The organism is Pseudoalteromonas sp. 2CM41L, assembly GCF_023161905.1.
Classification (GTDB): Bacteria; Pseudomonadota; Gammaproteobacteria; order Enterobacterales; family Alteromonadaceae; genus Pseudoalteromonas; species Pseudoalteromonas atlantica.
Map to the genome: position 1 here is coordinate 211,162 of NZ_JALNTN010000001.1, position 18,574 is coordinate 229,735.

The 18,574-nt window shown below is 38.4% G+C and carries 15 protein-coding genes; 7 read left to right on the top strand and 8 right to left on the bottom strand.

Annotated elements, in window-relative coordinates; genetic code table 11:
• Nucleotides 1-133: 133 nt before the first annotated feature.
• The gene (locus tag MTF64_RS00925; protein ID WP_024032363.1) at nucleotides 134-1,483 is read left to right on the top strand and encodes a 3-deoxy-7-phosphoheptulonate synthase class II; all 1,350 of its coding nucleotides are present in this window, start codon (nucleotides 134-136) and stop codon (nucleotides 1,481-1,483) included.
• A 60-nt stretch (nucleotides 1,484-1,543) separates the two neighbouring features.
• Here the strand turns inward: MTF64_RS00925 and MTF64_RS00930 are convergent, their stop codons facing one another.
• Nucleotides 1,544-2,353, bottom strand: coding sequence for a pyruvate, water dikinase regulatory protein (locus MTF64_RS00930; protein ID WP_004586305.1), 810 nt, complete (start codon nucleotides 2,351-2,353; stop codon nucleotides 1,544-1,546).
• A gap of 154 nt (nucleotides 2,354-2,507) precedes the next feature.
• Between MTF64_RS00930 and ppsA the strand changes: the two genes are divergently transcribed.
• Nucleotides 2,508-4,883, top strand: coding sequence for a phosphoenolpyruvate synthase (gene ppsA / locus MTF64_RS00935; protein WP_054981983.1), 2,376 nt, complete (start codon nucleotides 2,508-2,510; stop codon nucleotides 4,881-4,883).
• 65 nt (nucleotides 4,884-4,948) lie between these two features.
• On the opposite strand, the gene MTF64_RS00940 is transcribed toward ppsA, so the two are convergent.
• A complete protein-coding gene (locus MTF64_RS00940) occupies nucleotides 4,949-5,158 on the bottom strand; it encodes a PGPGW domain-containing protein (protein WP_154945509.1) in 210 nt (69 codons plus the stop codon).
• Between the two features lie 145 nt (nucleotides 5,159-5,303).
• Here MTF64_RS00940 and MTF64_RS00945 point away from each other — a divergent pair, with 145 nt between their 5' ends.
• Complete coding sequence (locus MTF64_RS00945) at nucleotides 5,304-8,351, top strand: FAD-binding and (Fe-S)-binding domain-containing protein (RefSeq protein ID WP_248450157.1); 3,048 nt, start codon at nucleotides 5,304-5,306, stop codon at nucleotides 8,349-8,351.
• 143 nt (nucleotides 8,352-8,494) lie between these two features.
• Here MTF64_RS00945 and MTF64_RS00950 read toward each other — a convergent pair whose 3' ends face one another.
• Together MTF64_RS00950 and MTF64_RS00955 are read right to left on the bottom strand one after the other, a co-directional pair.
• Nucleotides 8,495-9,694 carry a cation:proton antiporter gene (locus MTF64_RS00950; RefSeq protein ID WP_121638567.1) on the bottom strand — a complete coding sequence of 400 codons (1,200 nt, stop codon included), beginning with the start codon at nucleotides 9,692-9,694 and terminating at the stop codon, nucleotides 8,495-8,497.
• The gene (locus MTF64_RS00955; protein ID WP_054981980.1) at nucleotides 9,694-10,905 is read right to left on the bottom strand and encodes a tyrosine-type recombinase/integrase; all 1,212 of its coding nucleotides are present in this window, start codon (nucleotides 10,903-10,905) and stop codon (nucleotides 9,694-9,696) included. Before MTF64_RS00955 ends, MTF64_RS00950 begins: the two co-directional genes overlap by 1 nt.
• 137 nt (nucleotides 10,906-11,042) lie before the next feature.
• On the opposite strand from MTF64_RS00955, the gene MTF64_RS00960 reads away from it, so the two are divergent.
• Both MTF64_RS00960 and MTF64_RS00965 read left to right on the top strand, forming a co-directional pair.
• The gene (locus MTF64_RS00960; protein WP_055019010.1) at nucleotides 11,043-11,606 is read left to right on the top strand and encodes a YSC84-related protein; all 564 of its coding nucleotides are present in this window, start codon (nucleotides 11,043-11,045) and stop codon (nucleotides 11,604-11,606) included.
• A gap of 167 nt (nucleotides 11,607-11,773) precedes the next feature.
• Nucleotides 11,774-12,172, top strand: a complete 399-nt coding sequence (locus MTF64_RS00965; protein WP_138684845.1) for a hypothetical protein — start codon at nucleotides 11,774-11,776, stop codon at nucleotides 12,170-12,172.
• Nucleotides 12,173-12,500: 328 nt separating this feature from the next.
• Here MTF64_RS00965 and MTF64_RS00970 read toward each other — a convergent pair whose 3' ends face one another.
• The 4 genes from MTF64_RS00970 to MTF64_RS00985 all read right to left on the bottom strand — a co-directional run bounded on the left by MTF64_RS00970 (nucleotide 12,501) and on the right by MTF64_RS00985 (nucleotide 17,186).
• Nucleotides 12,501-13,523, bottom strand: coding sequence for a patatin-like phospholipase family protein (locus tag MTF64_RS00970; RefSeq protein ID WP_248450159.1), 1,023 nt, complete (start codon nucleotides 13,521-13,523; stop codon nucleotides 12,501-12,503).
• A 139-nt stretch (nucleotides 13,524-13,662) separates the two neighbouring features.
• Complete coding sequence (locus tag MTF64_RS00975) at nucleotides 13,663-15,069, bottom strand: alanine/glycine:cation symporter family protein (RefSeq protein ID WP_248450161.1); 1,407 nt, start codon at nucleotides 15,067-15,069, stop codon at nucleotides 13,663-13,665.
• 126 nt (nucleotides 15,070-15,195) lie between these two features.
• A complete protein-coding gene (locus MTF64_RS00980) occupies nucleotides 15,196-16,107 on the bottom strand; it encodes an arginine deiminase-related protein (protein ID WP_004586318.1) in 912 nt (303 codons plus the stop codon).
• Entirely contained in the window at nucleotides 16,104-17,186 is a 1,083-nt protein-coding gene (locus MTF64_RS00985) for an ornithine cyclodeaminase (RefSeq protein WP_248450162.1), read from the bottom strand. Before MTF64_RS00985 ends, MTF64_RS00980 begins: the two co-directional genes overlap by 4 nt.
• Nucleotides 17,187-17,353: 167 nt before the next feature.
• On the opposite strand from MTF64_RS00985, the gene MTF64_RS00990 reads away from it, so the two are divergent.
• Complete coding sequence (locus MTF64_RS00990; RefSeq protein WP_004586320.1) at nucleotides 17,354-17,785, top strand: Lrp/AsnC family transcriptional regulator; 432 nt, start codon at nucleotides 17,354-17,356, stop codon at nucleotides 17,783-17,785.
• 74 nt (nucleotides 17,786-17,859) lie between these two features.
• Nucleotides 17,860-18,570, top strand: a complete 711-nt coding sequence (locus MTF64_RS00995; RefSeq protein WP_248450164.1) for an AraC family transcriptional regulator — start codon at nucleotides 17,860-17,862, stop codon at nucleotides 18,568-18,570.
• Nucleotides 18,571-18,574 lie beyond the last annotated feature (4 nt).

An 18,574-nucleotide genomic window follows, 5' to 3' on the forward strand; every position in this document is an offset into this window, starting at 1 on the left:
AAAATCACAAATAACCTTATATATATTTAACTCATAACAAATTAGTTGGTAAATAGTGAATATAGTCCTTGAACTTAGGGCCATGCATACGTTAATTTCTTTATATCAGGTAAAGTAGGAATGAGGAAAGAACATGCAATCGTGGAACCCAAATAGCTGGAGAGAACTGCCAATACTGCAGCAGCCACAGTACCCAGATCAAGAAGAACTGAAAACAGTAGAAAGCCAGTTAAAGAGTGCTCCGCCACTTGTTTTTGCAGAAGAAACAAGAAGCCTCTTTAAACAATTAGAAGATGTATGTGAAGGTCGTGCATTTTTACTTCAAGGTGGCGACTGTGCCGAATCATTTAGCGACTTTAATGCCGCTAATATTCGCGATACATTTAAAACCATTTTACAAATGGCAGTTGTTTTAACATACGGCGGTAAATGCCCAGTTGTTAAAATTGCACGTATGGCAGGCCAATACGCTAAACCACGCTCTGCAGATTTAGAAACTATTGACGGTGTATCTTTACCATCTTACCGTGGTGATATTGTAAATAGCTTTGAGTTTACAGAAGAAGCGCGTATTCCCGATCCACAACGTTTAATGAAGGCATACCACAACAGTGCAGCTACATTAAACTTACTTCGTGCATTTGCACAAGGTGGCTTAGCAGATTTACACCAAGTGAATCGCTGGAATATGGGCTTTGTAGCCGCTAATCCGCAAAAAGAGCGATTCCAACAGCTTGCTGACAAAATTCAAGACGCACTTGAATTTATGGAAGTATGTGGCATTAATTCTACTATTGCGCCAAGCCTTAAAGAAACCGACTTATACACGTCTCACGAAGCGTTATTGCTAGGCTATGAAGAAGCACTAACTCGTCGCGATCACCTATCTGGTGACTGGTACGACTGTTCTGCGCACTTTGTATGGATTGGTGAGCGTACGCGTCAATTAGACCATGCACACATTGAGTTTTTCAAAGGTATTAAAAACCCTATTGGTGTTAAAGTTGGCCCAGGAATGGACCCAGATGACCTAATTCGTTTAATTGATGCTGTAAACCCAGATAACATTCCAGGCCGTTTAACGCTAATTACACGTATGGGTGCCGACGTACTGCCAGAAAAACTTCCAGCACTTGTAAGACGCGTTCAGCAAGAAGGCCGTAAAGTTATTTGGAGCTCGGATCCAATGCACGGTAACACTGAAAAAGCGACATCAGGCTATAAAACGCGTAGCTTTGATAATATCATGCGCGAAATTAGCCAGTTTTTTGCTGTACACAAAGCTGAAGGTTCATACGCAGGTGGTATCCACTTAGAAATGACTGGCCAGCACGTTACAGAGTGTACCGGTGGTGCATACGGTTTATCTGATGATGACCTAGCGCAACGTTACAAAACACAATGTGACCCGCGTCTAAATGCAGACCAAGTATTAGAAGTAGGCTTTTTAGTAGCTGACTTATTAAAAGACGCTCGTAAATAATAAATAAAAAATTAAAGCCGCATATAGCGGCTTTTTTTAGCAAAACAGTAAATTAGTTTGTTAGTACTTACGTCGCTCAAGGTTACTGTCTATTAAGATTTTTGCAGATATTTCCTCTACAGAATGATGGGTAGAATTAAAGTATGCAATTTTATGTCGCTTATAAAGCATTTCAACTTCACGCACTTCAATTCGGCATTGTCTTATTGATGCGTATTTAGAATTTGCCATACGGCGGTGTCTAATTGCAGCCAAACGCTCAGGGTCAATAGTTAACCCAAATAACTTATGTTTGTAAGGGAGTAAACATTTAGGTAGTCCCTCACTCTCTAAGTCGTCTTCAGTTATTGGGTAATTTGCAGCCTTTATGCCGTACTGTAGGGCTAAGTACAAGCTTGTTGGTGTTTTACCGCTTCTGCTAACACCTACTAAAATAATATCGGCTTCAGAAAAGTTTTTAATATTTCCGCCATCATCATTCATAAGGGCATAGTTAACCGCATCTATTCTAAAGTCATAACTTTTTTCATGAATAGAGTGGGTACGATGCATTTTTGGCACTGGCGCAACATTAAGCTCTTTTTCTATTTTTTCACTGTAAGTAGACAAAAAATCATACGCGATTGCATCGGCCGATTTAATAATTTCACTTAAGTTGTGATTTACGAAGGTAAAGAATACAAATGGCTTCTCACCTTCTTTTGCAGCAGTTGCGTTTATTAACGCTTTAATTTCATTTGCTTTTTCTTCTGTTTCTACAAAAGGAATAGTTTTATGATTAAATTCAACCGGAAATAACGACAAAGTCGCGTGACCAAACACTTCGGAGGTAATAGCAGTGCCGTCTGATATATAAAAAGCAGTTCTCATAGTTAACCTTTTTATTACGTTTAATCCCTAAAATGGCTTACTCACGGTTTACGTGAGGTCTAATGCCAGTGTAGAATGAAGGTGACCTTTATAAAAGGTTTTCTTTCTTAACTCTCACAGTTACAACTACAATTTGTTTTTTGGAGAAAGACCCGTGCAAGAATACGTTCTCTGGTATCAAGAGCTTGGTATGCAAGATGTTCCTCGTGTTGGCGGCAAAAATGCCTCACTGGGTGAAATGATTTCAAACCTCGCTAACGCAGGTGTACAGGTTCCGGGTGGTTTTGCCACTACAGCCGACGCTTTCAATGAGTTTTTAGAGCAATCTGGACTCAATGCAAAAATTCACGACATTTTAGATACGCTTGATGTTGATGATGTAAATACACTCGCTAAAGTCGGTGCCGATATCCGTCAATGGATTATCGATACCCCATTCCAACCTAACCTAGACCAAGCCATTCGCGACGCATACAGCCAACTTCATGGCGATACTTCAGCCGATGTATCATTTGCAGTACGCTCATCAGCCACCGCTGAAGATATGCCAGATGCATCATTCGCAGGCCAACAAGAAACCTTCCTTAACGTTCGTGGTATCGACTCAGTAATGGTCGCTATTAAACACGTATTTGCTTCTTTATTTAACGACCGCGCCATATCGTACCGTGTTCACCAAGGTTACGATCATCGTGGTGTTGCACTATCTGCTGGTATTCAGCGTATGGTACGTTCAGATAAATCAGCATCAGGCGTTATGTTTAGTATTGATACAGAGTCTGGTTTTGAAGACGTTGTATTTGTTACTTCAAGCTACGGTTTGGGTGAAATGGTTGTACAGGGCGCAGTAAACCCTGATGAATTTTATGTTCATAAACCAACATTACAAAAAGGGTTGCCATCAGTAGTACGTCGTAATATTGGCTCAAAAGCCATTCAAATGATTTACTCAACAGATGAGGCACACGGCAAACAAGTAGAAATTGTTGACGTAGAGCCAAGCCTTTCAAACAAATTTTCAATTACAGATGAAGAAGTGCAAGAACTTGCAAAACAAGCTGTAATTATCGAAAAGCACTACGGTCGTCCTATGGATATCGAATGGGCAAAAGACGGAAACGATGGCAAATTGTACATAGTACAAGCGCGCCCAGAAACCGTTCGCTCAAACGAAGATGCCAATATTATGGAGCGTTTTCAATTAAATGGCACAAGCAATGTCATTGCTGAAGGCCGCGCAATTGGTCATAAAATTGGTAGTGGTGTTGTTCGTGTACTTGATTCAATTAAAGAAATGGACCAAGTACAAGAAGGCGACATTTTAGTTACCGACATGACCGATCCAGATTGGGAACCTATCATGAAGCGCGCCGCGGCTATTGTTACAAACCGTGGTGGGCGTACGTGTCACGCAGCAATCATTGCCCGTGAACTTGGTATTCCTGCGGTAGTTGGCTGTGGTAACGCAACCGATTTAATTAAAGCAGGCCAAGAAGTAACGGTATCATGTGCTGAAGGCGATACAGGTTACATCTACGAAGGTATTTTAGATTTTGAAATACTGACGTCGCGCGTTGATAAAATGCCAGAACTGCCAATGAAAGTGATGATGAACGTAGGTAATCCAGACCGCGCGTTTGACTTTGCACGTTTACCACATGCAGGTGTTGGCCTTGCCCGTGTTGAATTTGTAATAAACCGCATGATTGGTGTTCACCCTAAAGCGCTATTAAATTTTGATGCCCAATCACCTGCGTTACAAGCTGAAATTACCGACATTATTGCCGGATACGAATCACCGGTAGAGTTTTATATCTCTAAATTAGTAGAAGGTATTTCAACGCTAGGCTGTGCCTTTGCACCAGAGCGTGTAATTGTGCGTATGTCTGATTTTAAATCAAACGAATATGCAAACTTAGTAGGTGGTGAGCAGTACGAACCTGAAGAAGAAAACCCAATGATTGGTTTTCGTGGTGCTGCACGTTATATCTCTGAAGACTTCCGTGATTGTTTTGCCCTTGAATGTGAAGCAATTAAACGCGTAAGAAACACCATGGGTATGACCAACATTGAAATCATGATCCCATTCGTACGTACCCTTGAAGAGGGTAAACGTGTTATCGAATTACTAGAAGAGCATGGCCTTAAACGTGGTGAAAATGGTCTAAAAGTTATCATGATGTGCGAGCTTCCTTCAAATGCATTACTTGCGGATGAATTTTTAGAGATGTTCGATGGTTTTTCTATCGGCTCTAACGATTTAACTCAGCTAACACTTGGTCTTGACCGTGACTCAGGCCTAATCGCACATTTATTTGATGAGCGTAATCCTGCGATTAAAAAGCTACTTTCTATGGCAATTAAAACCGCTAAAGAAAAGGGCAAGTATGTAGGTATTTGTGGTCAAGGTCCTTCAGATCATGAAGACTTTGCAGCATGGTTAGTAGAGCAGGGCATTGATTCTGTTTCACTAAATCCAGATACAGTACTAGAAACATGGTTATACCTAGCAGACAAACTTGCTAAATAATCATCAGTACCCGTAACAAATAAAAATGCCAGCAATTATGCTGGCATTTTTGTATCTGGGCTAAATTACCGTGCTAATTTTTTATCTAAATAATTACACGATTTAGTTAAGGCTTTTTGGCAAAGCTTTAAATAATGCCTGGCTTTTGGGTAATAAAACGAAAAACACAGTAACCCCGCCATAAAAAATATTAGTGACGGGCCTGGCACTACAGCAAAAAATAGCCCAAGCAAAATAAACAACACACCTATGATCTGTAATAGTAATTTTTTCATATAAACCTCTACACATTGGTTTAACTTGATTATAAATACAGAACCTCAAATTACGATAAAAAGAGTGTTACAAACTGTAAAATCTTCAATTTCTATTAGCCATCACCATGATATAATTACACAAATGCCTTAAATTATCGCCGTCATGATAGCAACAATTACACAGCAAGATGCAGCGACCGAGCTTGTCGCAAACTACTTAAGTACACTTAAAAATCAGGGGTTTAGTGGAGACACCGATGCAAGCTATGCAACGCGTTTAACCGCCTCTACCGATAACAGTATTTATCAGCAAATCCCGCAAGGTGTTATTTTTCCTAAAACCGAAAAAGACATTCAACTGGCATTGCAAACAGCATCTCGCGACCCATTTTTGTCGCTTACTTTTGGCCCTCGTGGTGGTGGTACAGGTACTAATGGGCAATCACTCACACCAGGAATAGTGGTTGATTTGTCTCGCTACATGCGCGAAATACTCGAAATTAATGTTGAAGAAGGTTGGGTTAGAGTACAAACAGGTGTAATTAAAGATCAATTAAACGACTTTTTAAAACCGTACGGCTTTTTCTTCTCACCCGACTTATCAACCAGTAACCGAGCAACCATTGGCGGAATGATCAGTACAGATGCATCAGGTCAAGGTTCATTAGTGTACGGTAAAACCAGCGACCATGTTTTAGGACTTACTACCTATTTAGTCGATGGCAGCCCAATGGTGACATCACCAATAGACATAGAAAAAGCCAAAGTAATAGCCGAGCAAGAATCATTAATCGGTAGCCTTTACAAAACAGTATTGGAAATTTCTTTAAATGAACGCCAAGCAATTTTAGAAAAATTTCCACGCTTAAATCGCTTTTTAACCGGCTACGACCTAGAGCATGTGCTAAGTGATGACTTACAAACTTTTGATATGAGTAGGCTAATTACCGGAGCAGAAGGCTCACTAGGTATAGTTACTGAAGCTAAATTAAACCTAACTCCCATAGCCGAATTTAAAACACTGATAAATATTAAATACGACAGTTTTGATTCGGCACTTCGCCACTCTCCCTTTTTAGTTGATGCGCGTGCAACATCGGTAGAAACAGTCGATAGCAAAGTATTAAACCTGGCTCGCGAAGATATTATTTGGCATTCAGTATCGGACTTAATAACCGATGTACCAAATAAAGATATGCAAGGACTCAACATGGTTGAGTTTAATGCAGTATCACCTGAAGATATAAAAGACAAAGTAAACACACTTTGCACATTATTAGATGAGTGCGTAGAAAATCAAACCAATGGTGTTATTGGCTATCAATTAACCAGCAGTAAAAGTGACATTTTAAAAATTTATGCAATGCGTAAAAAATCTGTCGGATTACTCGGTAATGTTAAAGGCAGCCAAAAGCCATTGGCCTTTGCTGAAGATACCGCCGTACCACCAGAAAACTTAGCCGACTATATTGTAGAATTTAGAGCGTTACTCGATAGCCATAATTTACAATACGGTATGTTCGGCCATGTTGATGCGGGTGTTTTACATGTACGCCCGGCGCTAGATATGTGCGACCCAGAACAAGAAAAACTGCTTCGTAAAATTTCAGACGAAGTTGTAAAACTCACCGCTAAATACGGCGGCTTAATGTGGGGCGAACATGGTAAAGGTTACCGAAGTGAATACGGCCCTGAGTTTTTTGGCGAGCATTTATTTAAACAACTACGTAAAATAAAAACAGCGTTCGACCCTAATAATAGAATAAACCCTGGTAAAATATGTACTCCCATAGAAAGTGAGGACTCACTAGTTAGTGTAGATGGGCAAAAACGTTCGTATTTCGATAAGCAAATTTCTATCGATGTAAAAACAAGTTTTAACAATGCAATGACCTGTAATGGTAACGGCATTTGTTTTAACTACGACGAAAATTCTCCCATGTGTCCTTCATATAAAGTAACCGGCGACCGCAGGCATTCGCCAAAAGGCCGCGCAACATTAATGCGAGAATGGTTACGACTTCAAGAGTCTAAAAATGTAGATTTACTCGAAGTAGAAAAAGAGCTTAACAAAGGCGAAGTTATTACCTGGTGGGAGCGTTTTGTTCATAGCCGTGAAAAAAACAAAGGTGTTTACGATTTTTCTCACGAAGTAAAAGAGTCAATGGATGAATGTTTAGCGTGTAAAGCGTGTACAACATCTTGCCCTATAAAAGTGGATGTACCTACTTTTAGAGCACGCTTTTTAAATTATTATCACAGTTATTACGCGCGCCCACTTAAAGATTATTTAGTCGCTAACATTGAAAGTTCGGCGCCTGTAATGTCTAAATTTGCACGCGTGATCAACCCAATTGTTAAAACAAACTTAGTAAGTAGTTTAATTAAAAAAACAGTAGGGTATGTAGATACCCCCCAATTAAGTGTGCCTTCACTTGAAAAACGTGTCGCAAAAGCACATAAATTCAATTTTGAATTATTAAATTCACTTTCAAGTGATGAACAAAATGACTATGTGCTAATAGTGCAAGACCCGTTTACCAGCTTTTACGAAGCCGAGTTAGTGCAAAGTTTTATAACACTTATCACCGCGCTGGGTAAAAAGCCGATGCTATTACCGTTTAAACCTAATGGTAAAGCCCAACACGTAAAAGGTTTTTTGCATGAGTTTAAAGTAACCGCAAAAAATGGCGCAGAGTTTTTAAATAAACTCGCTGATATTAATTCGCCTTTGGTTGGTTTAGATGCATCGTTAGTTATGTGTTATCGCGATGAATACAAAACCATTTTAGAAAATAATCGCGGCGAGTTTCATGTACAACTTGCCCATGAATGGTTACAAACTCAATCGTTTAAATCATTATCGGCTAAACAAAAAACTGATACTGAATTTACATTACTAAGCCACTGTACAGAAACAACCGCTTTACCAAAAGCAGCAAGCGTATGGAAAACAATTTTTACTGATATTGGTTTAACCCTAAACACAACCAATACCGGGTGTTGTGGCATGGCCGGTACTTATGGCCATGAAGCACAAAACCAAGAAAATTCCCGTGCACTGTACGAAATGAGTTGGAAACCAATAGTAGATAAAAATAAACCAGAGCAACTTTTATCTACCGGTTTTTCGTGTCGCAGCCAAGTAAAACGTTTTGAGCAATTTAAACCAAAGCACCCAATTGAGTTGCTCGCTCAGGTACTTAGCTAGTAAAAGTTAAAAATAAAAAAGGCGTAACTTAAAAATAAGTTACGCCTTTTTTATTAATACCAATTCGCTTAGTTAAGTGATTTATTTTAAAGCTAAAAAACGTGTTTATAGCAAAACAATATATTCGTTAATTTTTCTAAACGCTATTTAGATTTTTTAACGAAGCTATCTGCAATAGGCTTTGTACTTATACCATGTATAAACACGCTAAATAAAATAGTGGTCATTGCAATAGTGGCAATATCGTATTTATTTTCTATTTGCGTGTCTATTACCATTAAAGTAAAAACAATAGATGCCAAACCGCGTGGCCCAAACCATGCAAAAGTAAAACGTTCCTTCCAATTAAGTGCTGTAAATTGTAACGATAACATAACCGGAATTATTCTAATTAATGTAGTGCTTAGTAAGGCGTACACAATTATATTTGTATTTAATTTGGGTATTACTAAATACGCACAAACAAATCCAAATAAACACCAAATCATTAACGAAGTAAAATCAGCAATGTGCTCTGAATCTTCTATTAGCTCAGCGCGAATGTCAGTTTTAGAAAATTTATCAAATAACAAACCTGCTATAAACACCGCTATAAACCCGCTGCCATGTAAATATTGTGTGATAGAAAACACCGCCATCGCAAAACCTAAAAGTAAAAATGGGCTGGTGCTTTTTGCAAAGTAATGGCGCTGCATTGCAAAATTTAATGCCGGAATAAATATCGCTATAGAAAAACCAGCAATCAATAATGCTAAGCCAAGCTCTCTTGAAAACACACCTAATGTATGTGAAGCAGTAATAGCAGAGTCAGGGTTTTTAGCTAATAAAATAAAAATTAAAAATACGGGTACACATAAGCCATCGTTTAATCCACTTTCGGTATTTATACCTTCCCTGATTTTTTCGGGCACTTGTGTACTTTGCAATAACCCTTTACTCAAAGCTGCATCGGTTGGTGTAAGTATAATTGCCAGCAGTGCCGATTGAATTAACGACAACTCTGCAAATAAAAATAAGCTAACACCAATACCGCACAATAAAGTTAAGGGTAGGGCAACGAATAGTAATAGGCTAGGGTATTGAAAACTATGCCTCAATACACCTAACTTAGATTTAGCCGCATCAGAAAATAAAAATATACTTAGTGTTAGCTCTATCAGTGGTAATAAATAATCTATTCCTGTTTTTAGTTTTTCGCCTTCATTAGGAAGTAAAAACGCCAAAAACATGCCGCCAATAACAAAAAACATAGGGCCTGTTATTTCTGTGCGCTCTAACTGCCTTATTGAAATTGAATAAACTAAAAATAAAAAACCAATAAATGCTATTACTAAGTATTCCATTAAATTTTCCTTTTAACGCCTGATTTTGCTCGCTCTTTAATATTTGTTTGAATGTAAATTTGATCGGTTGTCGCAATTTTAGAATGGCCTAAATCTTCCGATAAATGTTTTAGCGGTCGAGTTTGCGCATCATGTGTTGCACCCGTGTGACGAAGCCAATGGGCAGTGGCCGCTTCAAGTTGTTCTGCATCATCTTTAAACCCGTCATCAAGTAACGATTGCTGAGCTAAATCAAAACTTTGCTGCACTAAACGCCTAATTTGCCTAACGGTCATCCCACCTTGGCCACGAATTTTATGCACCAATGGCTCAGATTCATCAACGCGAGGTAGGGCGGGTAACCCTCTGTATAATCGGTAACGTTTTAAATACTCAACAAAATCATCACTTAACGTAACATCTCGTAGCTTATTACCTTTACCCATAATTCGTAAAAACCAAAAACCGTCATTATCTTGCCAAAAGTGTGACATAACTGGCGACCACTGCGGGCGCTCTGATAATTCTGATATACGTAAATATAGCCCTTTTAAACACGCGAGCGTAAATAGGTTACGTTCAAGCTCTGGTTTTTTTTCACATAAATCGCGTGTTACGCCAAATACATATTCCCATTGTATGTCACTTAAAGTGTCTGGGATCTGAATTTGAGATTGAACTACCAAATAGGGGCTATTTTTTTTCACTACAGGCACAAAGTTAGCAAACGTTTTTTCTTCTAAAATAGAAAACTTATAAAATACATTTAGCGCAGTAAACATAGCCGCTAATGTTTGCTGGCTCGCAATTGACTCTTTTAATATAAAAGGGCGCCAATTTTGATTTAATCGACGAATGCCTTGTTCATCTTTGTAACGCCATTGCACCGAAGTTGATGCCCATTTTTTATCTGGCTCAGCCATAAAATCAACATACGCTTCAATGTCTTCGCGCTTTAAACTAAATACAGATTTTTCGGCAATTAGCCAAGACCACAAATAAAATCGTTCAAGCTCATTACGAAAACGATTAAATGTTGCCTCAGATTTTCGGCCGTACACATATAAAAATTGGTATAAAAATTTAAGATCGTCCTTTGATTCAGTTACAGTCAAGCCAACTTGCTGTATAAAGGATGCAAGTTCTGGGTATTCTGAGTTTAGAGTACCGTCGTCAAGATGAGCAATTTGGTATCTTAATTGTTTTAACGTATCAACTAAAGCAACAAGCATAATGTATAAATATTCAATAAAATAATAGACTTACAGCTTAACGTTAAAGTCCGATACTGTCTAGTATTGGACATAGTGAAAGTGTATTTATTTAAACATTGTTGTGTATTGGTATGAATCTTATTAAGGAAAGTTTTATGAAAAAATTTATAGTTTTAGGCCTACTTACAATAAGTGTATTACTAACAGGTTGTGCTACTACAGGCAGTGCTTCGCCTAGCGAAAAACGCGCTTTAGTACAAAGCATGAAAAACAATACCCTCGACAAATTATACGCACAAAAACCCGATGTTAAAAAACAAATTGCCAATTCTGCCGGTTACGCCGTATTTGATAACGCAAACGTAAATGTCGTTTTAGCTAGTTTTGGTGGCGGGTACGGTGTAGTAAAAAATAACTTAACGGGTAAATCAACCTACATGAATATGGGTGAAGCCGGTTTAGGGCTTGGTTTAGGTGTTAAAGATTTTAACGTTGTTATGGTTTTTCATAACCAAGCGGCTGTAAATAGATTTATTGAACACGGTTGGGCCTTTGGCGGAAACGCAGATGCAGCAGCAAAATACGAAGATAAAGGTGGAGCACTGGTTGCAGAAGCCATTGCCGACCAAGTTACCGTATATTCTTTAACCGAAAATGGCCTTGCACTTCAAGCAGTACTAAAAGGCACTAAATTTTGGGTAGATTCTGAGCTAAATTAACACCTAATTACTCTCCTAAAAGCGGGCTGGTTTGTATAATCACGCTCGCTTTCTTATAAACCAGTTAATTTAACATAACGTAATTTATGAGCTATGATTGATAAGTTGTAAATTCTTTTACAACCTTGTATATTTTTAATACTGTTAATTATCTAAAGGAATAAAAAGTGACTACTTTCAAAATATTGATGTTTTTCATATTTTTCACCCTATCCATAAGTAATGCGTTTGCAAATAGCTCAACATCTTCATATTTAAAAAATGAAATCAATGAAGCCCATAAAGCTTATTTGTTTAATGATACTGCCACCGGTTTATATGCATTAAACTCACTAGCTCGTTTATTAAAGTATATTGGCCCAGATGAACTTTCAATAGAAGGAACAAATTTAAACCTTGCTTTAACTTACTTCCGAATTGGGCTATTACATGAAAAAAATGGTGATGAACTACTTAAAGATAAATATTTTTCACAAGCAATAGTTTTAGTCCCAAATTCAGAGGAAATTCTAACTAATGACTTTCGCTCTCTAGTTAATAAACTTGATAAAAATTTTAGTGAATAAAATTTTTATAGATAAGAATTAGTCGATACTAAAAATTTTTTTATAGAAATGAAACCGTGAAATTTTATTTCACCAAAACGTTATATAAATAATAAAGCTAGTTATTTAGGTATTAATAATTAGCTTTTTTAATTAAAAATTACACCATATCTTATGACGCTAATCTATATTAGTAGAGCAATACATCAGCAATCAAATTAAGCTCAAACTACTTTTTGACAAAGATTATTTTATAAATTTTTATTTATGAGATTAGATATATTTCCTTATCGAATCTTCCTTTACTTATAAACAGTACCTAACTTATTGTTATTTCTAATTCATACATTTATTTAATCATTAATTTCTTATCAAATGCCTCAGCCAACTTTTCAGTTTCACTAAAAACAGTATTCCAATATTTAATACGTGTGTCTGCATCAAGATCGGTAAAGTCATTTCTGTCTGGAATTTTTCCGTAAGGTAAGCCGGCTATAAATTCTTTTGATGGGGAGATCATCACCACGTTATCGTAATTTTGTGGTGCTACTTTACGTTTTAAATTTTTATCAAACCACCCTGCTTTTGGCTCGCTATTAAAATGGGGATATAAAATTAAGCCTGGGTTATTAATTTTTAAATCAAAGTGGTAGTCAATTATTCCGCCATCGCGATAAATACCGGGTGGCGAGCCTGCAATATTCTTTATGCCTTGCATAACAAGTGGTATAGAGCCCGATGCGAGTAAGGCATCTTTTAAATTTGTTTGGCTAAGTGGTATGTTTTGCGTTTTAAAATTGTAGGTGTCGGAAATTGATAAGTCACTTGTTGCTGGGCCAAAAATAAATCGCTCGTACTGCGAGCCTAATAATCTTCGGTTAACCCGATTAAGCATATAACTTTTTGATAAACCTAAAAGCTGAATTAATTTATTTTCACTCGCAATAAACCCATTCGATTTTGCCACTATAAAATGCGCTTTAAATACAGGGTTATTTATAATTTCGGTTACGCCCTGCTCCCCAAATACATCATCTAATAATGCGCGGGCTTTTAGTGTAATTTCAGCAGGTGTTGGTTTATTACTAGAATAGCGCGTTTGCGAATACGATTTTGCTAAACGCTCAATGGCAGCAACGGGGTCGTTTTGTGCAAAACAGGCTGATCGAAATGCGCCAGCAGATGAACCAATTAAGTTGAGTGGTTGGGTTCGGTTTTTAAAAAATTCACCAAAAATATATTTGTCTAAGCCAAATAATGTAAACCACTTAGGCCCGCCACTTGCTCCTAAAAAAGTGGTAAATAACTCGGGTTTAAAGCCCTGCTCGTTAATAATTTTTGCTGCTGTTTTACCTGCGTGAATGTCGATCATTAAATCAGTTTACCTTGTTATTCTTATATTTTAGTGCTGTTCACACAACTCAAAATTGAATAATTATGCAAAATTAAAAAGCGGTTTTATGTTGCCATAAAACCGCTTTTTATCGTTAAAATTGCTTAAAATACGGGAATCAATCCCAAATGCCGCTTTCGCATTTACCCTGTACTTTTACGTCTTTTACTTTAAATTCGGGCTCTATGCCTTTTTCTCTTTGTGTGTTGTAGTCGCGATTAACAGACAAAATAGTTGGCGTGAGCAATATAATAGCGATTACGTTAACCACTGTCATTAACCCTAATGCTATATCGGCTAAATCCCAGACTTCTTTTAGAGATGCCGATGCGCCCCACAGCATCATTGATAAATAAAGTAATGTATAAATTGTGCGCCCTACTTTGTTATCGAGCTTAAATAAATGCAGGTTACTTTCGGCGTAAGCATAGTTGGCCACTACCGAGGTAAAAGCAAATAAGGTTATGGCTGCAGCAACAAAATACACACCGCCTTTTGCTAAATGTGCGGTCATGGCGCTTTGGGTTAAACGTATGCCTTCCATTTCGCCGCTTATATCTACATCGGCCAATAAAATAACTACCGCGGTACAGCTACAAAGTACAATTGTATCGAAAAACACGCCAAGCATTTGTATATACCCTTGTGTAACTGGGTGATTAGGCATTGGGCTAGCGCTTGCTGCAGCATGCGGCACACTACCTGCGCCGGCTTCGTTAGAATATAATCCGCGTTGAATACCGTTTTTAATGGCAGCGCCCATTGCTCCTGCGCCTGCTTCTTGTAAACCAAACGCTGATAAAAACACATCTTTAAGCATGGCAGGCACTTGCGGTAAATTCATAATCGTAATAATAACCGCCGCGGCTACAAATAATATGCCCATTAGTGGCACTACTCGCTCAGCAAAGCGGGCAATGGCTTTAAAGCCACCTAATATAATTGAGCCTGCTAATACGGTAATAACTAATCCAGAATAAAAGGTAGGTACTTGAAAAGCATAGTTAAGGGCGTCGGTTATGGTATTGGTTTGCATTGCACTAAAGGTAAAGCCATAACCTAAAAATAAACACGCGGCAAATACAATAGCAAAGGCACGGCTGCCCAAACCTTGTTGAATATAATAGGCGGGGCCGCCTCTAAATTCGCCACTACTATCGCGTACTTTATACACTTGCCCTAATACACTTTCGGCAAAGCCGGTTGCCATGCCGAGTATGGCTATAACCCACATCCAAAATATGGCGCCGCTTCCGCCTAGTGAAATTGCAACAGCGACCCCAGCTAAGTTACCTGTACCTACACGGGCACACAAGCCAGTACACAATGCTTGAAATGATGAAATGTCGTCTTTTTTACACTTGCTACTGCCTTTTAACAGGCTAAACATGTGTTTAAATTTTACTATTTGAATTGCTTTTAAACGTACCGAAAACCAAATACCTGCAAACAGTAGTATGTAGATTAGTATTTGGCCTTCTCCCCATAATAGGCCATTTACACTTTTTACTACGGTATCGAACATGGGCTAATCCTTTTGTATTTATTATATTTTTACTCAGCGCGCAGTTGAGTAATTGGCATTTAATAATGCATGTTAGCCATAGATTAAGGCAGCTAAGCTGCCTTAGGATGTTGACTTAGTGGTAGGTTATTTACTTTGCAGGTGTATGCCAGCAATCATGCATCTAACCGAACCTCCCGCCGACTCTATGGTTGGTATAGGTAACGGAACAAGTTTAGCTGTTTTTTGTATTGCTGCTTTTTGCTCGGTTGTAAGTGCATTAAACGCCGTTTGTGAGAGTGCTAAAATACGACCATTTGTACCTTGTAACTCTATTGCGTTGCCGCAAAAGCTACTTATTTGCTCATTAGATAAGTTTATTACTTCTAAATGGCTTTGTATAAAATGGCTAGTTAATTGTTTGTGCTGACTATTTGGCACCATATTTAAGCTGATCATGGCAAACTCTGTGGCTACACACATTAATACATTAGTATGATAAACCGCAGTGCCTTGCTCATCGTAGGCGTTAAATACAACAGGTTTTAGCTTTAATTGCTCGCACACTGTATTAACCACGGTTTTAGTAGTGCGCTTAGATTCTACTGCATAAGCAAGCTTATGGGGGTGGTCAATAACAAGCGATCCTGTGCCTTCTAAAAATGCATTTTCTTTCGCTAAAAATGAATAATCAGTCACAGACAACACTTTATAGTGATTAGTCAAAAAATCAATAATATCTTTTCGATATTCTAACCTTCTGTTTTCTGCGTACATTGGGTACATAACTAGCTCGCCACTTTGATGGGTAGAAAACCAATTATTTGGAAATACAGAGTCGGGCGTGTGTGTATGTTCGTCTTCAAAAAGATGAACCGTTACGCCCTCGTTTTGTAATAATTTAACCGCATTAGTGACTTCGTCAAAGGCAAGCTGACTCTGATTTTGTGAGTTACAGGTACTTTGAAACGTGTTGTCTAACATGGTTTGTGGGTTAGATGTAAAGTGATGCGGGCGCACCATCACCACCGCTGTCGGTGCTTGCTTTATGTGGCTCATGCGACTTGCTCTTGCTTAGGTGTTTTAGATGTTTGTGTACTATTAAGTACCGAAAATAAATTACGTGGATCGGCTTGTTGTGTAATTAAATCAAGTAGTTCAAACTCAGCCGCAGCCACCAGCGCATCTTTAATATACACCAGCGCCGTAAAGTCTTCGCTTGCAAAGCCTACCCCATCAAAAATAGTAAGCTCGTTGTTACTTGTACGCCCAGGTGTTTGTTTATTAATTACTTTATGAAACTCTGTTACGGCAAAGGTTTCGCTCATTTGCTGTATTTCGCCCTCTATTCTGGTTTGCGGTTCGTACTCTACAAACACATTTGCGCGCGTTAATAATTGTGAATCAAGCTCTGTTTTACCAGGGCAATCCCCACCAATGGCATTTAAATGCACGCCCTGGGGGATCATATCGCTGGTTAAAATAGTGGCATTTTTTTTATCGGCTGTGCACGTGGTAACAATGTGCGCGCCTTGTACGGCCTCTTCTGCGCTATTGCATAGAGTTACATTTAAGCCGTAACCACTTAAGTTGTTGTAGGCTTTTTGTGAGGCATTTTTATCAATATCGTATAAACGAATGTGAGTAATGCCTAATACGGCTTTAAAAGCTAATGCCTGAAACTCAGACTGTGCACCATTACCAATTAATGTAAGTGTTGTTGAGTGCTTAGGCGCTAAATATTTTGCCACAAGCGCCGATGTAGCCGCTGTGCGTAAAGCTGTTAGTAAGCACATTTCGCTGATCATGACCGGATAGCCGCTATCAACATCCGACAAAATACCAAATGCGGCCACGGTTTGAAGTTCCTTAAAGGTGTTTTTTGGATGACCATTTACATATTTACAGCTAAACATTTTACCGTCGCTTACGGGCATAAGCTCTATTACGCCATCAGGAGAGTGCGCCGCATAACGTGGCGATTTATCAAATTCGTCCCAGCGAGCAAAGTCGTGTTCTAATCTTTGAGTAAGCTCAAGCAATACGTTTTCTATTCCGACTTTATTTATAAGTTTGGCCATTGCCTGTACGCTAACAAATGGAACACCTTGTTTAGGTTGTGCGATAAAATGACTCATAAATACCTCTTTAATGACTAAATAAATTAATTGAAATAAGTTTATAGGCCAGAGGTGTTACTTAAAATACCAAAAGTTTATACAAATAATAGTATTTTTTAGCAAATTGCTATGCAATAAAGTACAAATTTAGTAATTTGTAATAAACACATAACCCAAGGCGTTTTATGACCCCTTACATTTACGACTCATTAGATAACGCATTAATAGCCGAATTACGAAAAGATGGCCGCGCTTCTATTTCAGCCCTAGCCGATGTTTTAAAGGTGTCGCGCGGGACAGTGCAAAACCGCTTAGACCGTTTAGTCTCATCCGGCGCTATATTAGGCTTTACGGTGCGTGTACACGAACACATAGAAACCGAAGCTGTAAGAGCAATAATGATGGTGGAAGTGGTGGGTAAATCTACATCGCAGGTAATTAAAACCATGCGCGGCATACCAGAGCTGACAAAGTTACATACAACCAATGGCGCTTGGGATTTAGTGGCTGAAATACAGGCGGCAAATTTAGGTGAGTTTGATGGCGTACTCAGGCAAGTACGCGAAATAGAAGGCATTTTAAATAGCGAAACCAGTATATTATTGTCATCTACTTAGGTTTATTAACGCTATGTTTTACTTAAAGTGTTTTGGGCAATACTCGGTTTATGTATTAGGTATTGGAGTAGGCAATGAATAAGCTTTCTATTCGGTATTATTCGCAAGATATAAAGCGCCACCAGCACAATTACCATCAACTCGTTTTACCCCTACACGGGGAAATTTTTATAACGTTAAATAATGACTTTAAAACAACGGTGAGTACGGGCAGTTGTATCGTTATAGAGAAAAACGTAGTGCATGCCTTTACGGCCGATGAAGCCGCGCGTTTTATTGTGGCAGATTTAGACGCGCTCCCTGAAAACCTTATTAACCTTTTATGCCCTAAAATCTCAATAGATAGCCGTTTATTAAGTTACTTACAGTTTATAGAGCAGCAACTGCTCGTTGTGAGCGATGAAAAGCTTACTAATTCAACTTTTGATTTATTTTACTTATTACTTTGTGAGCAAAGCAGCCACAGTAATATTGATAAGCGAATAGATAATGTAATAACCACTGTTAAGCAAAATTTAGCCTACCCCTACACGTTAAAAGAGCTGGCTGATATAGCCTGTTTAAGCGTTACGCAATTTAAAACCGTGTTTAAAAAAAGTACCACTATGAGTGCGCTGCAATATTTAACTATGTTGCGAATGCAGCACGCTCGCGCCCTTTTAACCCATTCAGACTTACCGATTGCTTTAGTAGGCGAGCGCATTGGTTATAGCGATGCCTCTGCGTTTAGCCGCCGGTTTAATGTATATTTTGGACAGCCACCTAAAGCGTTTGCAAAGCAGTAATGTA